Origin of the sequence: Pseudomonas agronomica (assembly GCF_025917275.1) — a bacterium.
In the GTDB taxonomy this organism is placed as follows: domain Bacteria; phylum Pseudomonadota; class Gammaproteobacteria; order Pseudomonadales; family Pseudomonadaceae; genus Aquipseudomonas; species Aquipseudomonas agronomica.
In genome coordinates this window covers 1-6423 of sequence record NZ_JAOSHO010000291.1, presented here as the reverse complement: position 1 = coordinate 6423, position 6423 = coordinate 1, and the positions used below count along the sequence as shown (strand labels likewise).

Here is a 6423-nt window from a genome sequence, read left to right as displayed (position 1 = left end):
CGAGCAAGCTCGCTCCCACAAGGGACTGCAGAGATTTTTTAGATCGCCTCGAGCTTGGCATACCCCAGCATCAGCCATTTGCTGCCTTCGCTGAAGTTGACCTGGACTCGAGCCTGGGCACCGGCGCCTTCGAAATTGAGGATCACACCGTCGCCGAACACCGAATGCCGCACCGCCTGGCCAAGGCTGAAGCCGGTTTCCGGGATATCGCTGCCACCGAACAGGCTGCTGCCTTGTTGCTGGCTGCCGCCGAACGGACGGCTGACGCTGTTGGAAAGACGGACTTCCTGAATGAGACCTTTCGGTACTTCGCGTACGAAGCGCGACACCTTGTTGTAGGTCTCGCTGCCATATAAGCGTCGGGTTTCCGCGTAGGTCATCACCAGGTTCTGCATGGCGCGGGTGATACCGACGTAGGCGAGGCGCCGCTCCTCTTCAAGACGTCCGGGCTCTTCCAGGCTCATCTTGTGCGGAAACAGTCCTTCCTCCATGCCCACCAGGAATACATAGGGAAATTCCAGGCCCTTGGCGCTGTGCAGGGTCATCAGTTGGATGCTGTCTTCATGCTCGTCGGCCTGGGTGTCGCCAGCCTCCAGGGAGGCATGGCCCAGGAAAGCCGACAAGGGGGACAGGTCTTCGTCTTCTTCCGTCGTTTCGAAGTTGCGCGCGGCGCTGACCAGTTCCTCGAGGTTTTCCACCCGGGCCTGGCCTTTCTCGCCTTTTTCCGCTTCGTGATAGGCAATCAGGCCGGATTGCTCGATGACCGTCTGGGTCATCAGGTGCAGTGGCATTTCTGAGCATTTGGCGGCCAGGTCTTCTATCAAGTCCATGAAGGCCTTCAGCGCCCCGGCGGCGCGACCGGTGACGCCCTTGTTGTCGACGAGCAGGCGCATGGATTCCCACATCGACACATGGCTGTGGCGGGCATGCTCGCGAATCGCCTCGACGGTTTTCTCGCCGATGCCCCGCGTCGGCACGTTGATCACCCGCTCCAGGGCCGCGTCGTTGCCACGGCCTTCGATCAGGCGCAGGTAGGCCATGGCGTTCTTGATTTCGGCGCGCTCGAAGAAGCGCTGGCCGCCATAGATCCGGTAAGGAATCCGTTCGCGCAGCAAGGCCTCTTCAAGCACGCGTGACTGGGCGTTGGAGCGATACAGGATGGCGATGTCGCTGCGGGCCAGGCCGGTCTTCAACGCGCTTTCGATGGTCTCCACGACATAGCGGGCCTCATCGTGTTCGTTGAAGGCGGCGTAGAGATTGATCGCCTCGCCTTCGCTGCCGTCGGTCCACAGCTCCTTGCCCAGGCGCCCGGTATTGTTGGCAATCAGGGCGTTGGCGGCCTTGAGGATGCCGGCGGTGGAGCGGTAGTTCTGTTCCAGGCGAATGACCTCGGCATCGGGAAAGTCCGCCGAGTACTGGTGGATATTCTCGATCTTCGCGCCACGCCAGCCATAGATCGACTGGTCGTCGTCGCCCACCACCATCAGGCTGTCGCCGCCCTTGGCAAGCAGGCGCAACCACGCATATTGAACGGCGTTGGTGTCCTGGAATTCGTCCACCAGGACATGCCGGAAGCGCTTCTGGTAATGGGCCAGCAGCCCCGGGTGGTCACGCCATAGATCCAGGGCCCGTAGCAGCAGTTCGGAAAAGTCGATGACGCCGGCACGCTGGCACGCCGCTTCGTAGGCTTCATAGATGCTGCGCATGGTTGCCAGGAAAAGGTCGCCGCTGGCCTGGATATGTTGTGGGCGCAGGCCTTCGTCTTTCTGGCCGTTGATGAACCATTGGGCCTGGCGGGCCGGCCACCGTTGTTCATCCAGGCCCAGTTCGCGGATGACCCGCTTGACCAGGCGCTGCTGGTCATCGCTGTCCAGGATCTGGAAAGTCTGGCTCAAGCCCGCTTCCTGCCAGTGGGCTCGCAGCAGGCGATGCGCCAGGCCGTGGAACGTACCGACCCACATGCCGGCCGGATTGATGCCCATCAGCTGTTCGATGCGATGACGCATCTCGGCCGCCGCCTTGTTGGTAAAGGTGACCGACAGGATCGAATGGGGCGAGGCGTTCTCGACCTGGATCAACCAGGCGATACGGTGCACCAGCACTCGGGTCTTGCCGGAGCCGGCACCGGCCAGGACCAATTGACGGCCCACGGAGGCAGCGACTGCCTGGCGTTGGGCATCGTTTAGGGAGTTCAGCAGAAGGGAGAGATCATCGCGCATCGGCGCATTCTAGGGTGCGGCGCCACCCCGGGCAAACCGAGCTTTGCATCAACCGACAAAACACCGCTTGGTGACGACCGGTTGGTCAGCCTCCCCGGCACGGGTGGCGCTTGCCTGACGACACCAGCGCCCAGAGGAATGGCCAGTTTTTTTCAGTATTTTTATGCGCGAGAGCAGTGTGGGATGGCCTTTGGCTTGTGTATGCTCGGTTCTCGTTTCGGGTGCACCATGCGCCCCTGAATAAGAACAAGAACATCGACTATGACCTTCAATTCCGATCTGGCTGGCCCTTGTGTTGAGCCGCGGGTCATTTACAAGCAGTACGCCACGGAAATGGCGGTCGAACGCACAAGGCTGCTATATCAGGGCTCACTGCTGCCCACGCTGTTCATGCTGATCAACGGTCTGGTCTGTGCCGCACTGTTGTGGCAGCCATCGCGCTATTTCCTGGTCAGCGTCTGGCTGGTCTGGTTGTTGTCACTGGTTGCGCTGCGGGTGATCCAGGTGGCAGCGTTCGATTCGGCGATGCCAAGCCGCCAGGCGCACCCGATCTGGTTGCGCATGTTTTTATTGGGCTCGGCCATGACCGGCCTGACGCTGGCTGGGGCCGGCATTGCGCTGGTTCCGGCCGACAGCTTCCAACAGCAAGCTTGGGTGTTCGGCCTGATCGGCGCAGCGACGCTGTCCGCCAGTGTTGCCTACGCCGTAAGTCTTTCGGCGTATCTGTCATTCACCTTGCCCTGCCTGTTGCCGGCAATCGGTTATCTTTTCTTGGGCGGCGATGAGCAGCAGCACGGTTGGGGCTGGCTCGGGCTGGTCGTGCTGGTTTTCCTCAGCGTGGTGGCATGGCAGGTCAACCGGCTGATACACAACGGTATGTTGCGACGGTTCCAGAATCAGGCCCTGATCGAGCATTTGCAGCAGGCGCAAGCCCGTGGCGCGCAGCTTAACGAAGCCTTGGCCCGGGAGGTCGAACAGCGTCGTTCTGCCGAAGCCCGGCTGCGTGCGGCCCAGGTTGGCCTGGAGGAGCGCGTGGCACAGCGCAGCCTGGAGCTGGAGGTCGCCAGCCAAGCCCTGAGCAAAAGCGAGGCGCGACTGGCCCTGGCCCTGAAAGCCAGCGAACTGGGGCTCTGGGACTGGAACCTGCAGACCGACGAAGTCCATCACACCCAACTCAAGGAACTGTTCGGCCTGGAGCCCGAATACGTCACGGCCATGCTCGGCCATCTGACCCCGCGCTTGCATCCCCAGGATCTGCCAGCGCTCAAGCGTGCGCTTATCGAGCATCTGAAGGGCCGTAGCGAGGATTACCAGATCGAATACCGTGTTCGTCATGGCGACGGTCACTGGGTCTGGATCGAAGACCGTGGCCGAGCGGTGGAGCGCAGTGCAAGTGGACGGGTACTGCGCATGGTCGGCACCCGGCGCAACATCAGCGCCACCAAAGAGCTGGAGCAGCAGCGCCAACTGGCGGCCACGGTGTTCGAGGCCGCGAGTGAAGGCATCGTGATCTTCGACCCTAACTACGCGTTGCTCGCCGCCAACCAGGCGTTCACCCGAGTGACCGGTTTCGATACCGCGGACATGCTCGGACGCAATGTGGTCGACCTGCCCTGCAGCCGCGATGCGCGCCGGCACTATCCGATCATCCGCCAAGCCCTCAAGCAACACGGCACCTGGCAAGGTGAGCTGGTGGAGGCTCGCGCCAACGGCGAACTTTATCCACAGTGGCTGCAACTGAACGTGGTCCGCGACCAGCGGGGGAATGTCAGCCACATCGTTGGCTTCTTTGCGGATCTCTCGGCACGACGCGAGTCCGAGGAGCGGATGCGCTATCTCACGCATTACGACGAACTGACCGGGTTGGCGAACCGCTCGCTGTTCCGCGAGCGCCTGCATGAAGCTCATCAGCGGGTGCGCCAGGGTGGGCGGCGGAGCCTGGCGCTGCTGCATATCAACCTGGATCGTTTCAAGCTGCTCAATGACAGTCTCGGTCATGACATCGCCGACCAGCTACTCCAGAAGATGGCTCGGCGCCTGATCAATGCGCTGCCGGAGGCCGATACCATCGCACGGCTGTCCGGAGATGAGTTCGCGGTGCTGTTCGACGCCTACGGCAATCTTTCGAGCCTGGCGCGCGTTGCGACTCGGCTGGCCACCAAGCTCCGCGTGCCGGTGACCATCGATGGCCACGAACTGGTGGTCAGTGCGTCCATTGGCATCAGCCTGTTGCCCGATAACACGCGGGAAATTTCAACACTGGTCAGCCAGGCCAATATGGCCATGCAACACGCCAAGCACTTGGGAGGAAATAATTTCCAGTTTTATACCGATAGCCTTCAGGCCAGCACGCTGGAGCGCCTGCAACTGGAAAACCAGTTGCGCAAGGCACTCGAAGAGCAACAGCTGAATGTCTTTTATCAACCCAAGTTGTGCCTGAAGACCGGTCGCCTGAACGCCGCAGAGGCGTTGGTACGCTGGAATCATCCAAGCATGGGCCAGGTTCCTCCGGCGGACTTCATCGGTTTGGCCGAGGAAACCGGACTGATCGGGCCGATTGGCGAGTTTGTGCTGCGACAGGCGTGTTGGCAGGCGTGTGAGTGGCAGCGCCAGGGACTCGCGCCGATCAGGGTGTCGGTCAACTTGTCGGTGCATCAGTTGCGCCAAGGCAAGTTGGTCAGCCAGGTACGGCAGGTATTGGAGGAAACGGGTCTGGCCCCTCAGTACCTGGAGCTGGAATTGACCGAGAGTCAGTTGCTCGACAGCGTTGAGCACATCATCGCCACGTTCCAACAGCTTCGGGACCTGGGGGTCAAGCTGGCCATCGATGATTTTGGCACTGGCTATTCTTCCCTGAGCTACCTCAAGCGAATTCCGGTGGACTACGTGAAAATCGATCAGGCCTTCATTCGCGGCCTGGAGGAGGGCGGCGAGGATGCGGCCATTACCCGGGCGATCATTGCGATGGCCCATGGGCTTTCACTCAAGGTAGTGGCTGAGGGCGTGGAGCGGCAAGGGCAGCTCGACTTCCTGAAAAACGAACAATGCGACGAGGTCCAAGGGTATCTCATCAGTCGGCCGGTTGGCGCTGAAGGCCTGGCCCGCTTGTTAGGGGCGCAAGAATAGGGGCACACGCCGCTTGGATTGAGGAATTTTTCAAACGTGTCCCTGCTCCCTCGCTGCCACGGCTACATGAAGCGCTCCCCGCCAAAACAAGGGTTGGCAGGGCTAAATCAGTTACGTATTGGGCAGGCATAAAGACAATTCTTGTAGTATAACTACAAGCTTGCTACATCCCGGCACCTGCCCATAACAAGAGTCCAGCCCTTTGAACCTGTTGCAACACATCGCCCAGTCACGCCACCTGCTGCGCAAGTCGGAGTTGAAAGTCGCCGATCACGTACTGCTTGATCCTGCGGCCGTGATGCACAGTTCCATGGCCGATCTTGCCCACAGCGTTGGCATCAGCGAACCGACCATCGTGCGTTTTTGCCGGGCCATTGGTTGCTCGGGTTTCCAGGACCTGAAACTCAAGTTGGCGCAAAGCCTCGCGGCCGGTGCGAGCTTTGGTCAGTTCGCGATTCATGAAGATGATTCGGTCGCTGACTACAGCCTGAAAATCTTCGATACCACCCTGCACACGCTGATGGAGGTTCGCGAGAAGCTCGACCCGGTGGCGTTGCAGAAAGCCGTCACGGCCATGTCCCAGGCCCAGCGCGTCGAGTTCTATGGCTTCGGTGCCTCGGGTGCGGTGGCGGCCGATGCCCAGCACAAGTTCTTCCGATTGCTGCTCACGGCAGCGGCCTATTCCGACCCGCACATGCAGGCCATGTCGGCCGTCACGCTGAAGCCAACCGATGTGGCAATCTGCATTTCCCAGTCTGGACGTTCCAAGGACCTGCTGATCACCGCCAACCTGGTGCGTGAAAGCGGCGCCTCGCTGATTACCTTGTGCCCGAGCCAGACGCCACTGGCAGAGCTTTCCACGGTAAACCTGGCCATCGACGTGCATGAAGACACCGAGATCTACACGCCGCTGACCTCGCGCATCGCCCACCTGGTGGTGATCGATGTCCTGGCGATGGGCGTCGCCATGGCGCGTGGCCCGAGCCTGGTCAACCACCTCAAGAGCGTGAAGCGCAGCCTTCGCAGCCTGCGGTTGTCGCCCAAGTCGGTGAAGGCGCTGGACGACTGAGCGCTCGGC

At 61.0% G+C, this 6423-nt stretch carries 3 protein-coding genes; 2 read left to right on the top strand and 1 reads right to left on the bottom strand.

The window, feature by feature from the left end:
• Positions 1-38: 38 nt before the first annotated feature.
• The gene (gene uvrD / locus OC610_RS18575; protein WP_264429703.1) at positions 39-2219 is read right to left on the bottom strand and encodes a DNA helicase II; all 2181 of its coding nucleotides are present in this window, start codon (positions 2217-2219) and stop codon (positions 39-41) included.
• Between the two features lie 261 nt (positions 2220-2480).
• On the opposite strand from uvrD, the gene OC610_RS18570 reads away from it, so the two are divergent.
• Positions 2481-5345, top strand: a complete 2865-nt coding sequence (locus tag OC610_RS18570) for a putative bifunctional diguanylate cyclase/phosphodiesterase (RefSeq protein WP_264429702.1) — start codon at positions 2481-2483, stop codon at positions 5343-5345.
• 202 nt (positions 5346-5547) lie between these two features.
• Positions 5548-6414: a transcriptional regulator HexR gene (gene hexR, locus OC610_RS18565; RefSeq protein WP_003187110.1), complete on the top strand. Its 867-nt coding sequence runs from the start codon at positions 5548-5550 to the stop codon at positions 6412-6414.
• Positions 6415-6423: the final 9 nt, after the last annotated feature.

Coding starts and splice junctions, on each gene's coding strand:
- uvrD (WP_264429703.1), bottom strand. CDS start 2,219: ATGCGCGATGATCTCTCCCTTCTGCTGAACTCCCTAAACGATGCCCAA.
- OC610_RS18570 (WP_264429702.1), top strand. CDS start 2,481: ATGACCTTCAATTCCGATCTGGCTGGCCCTTGTGTTGAGCCGCGGGTC.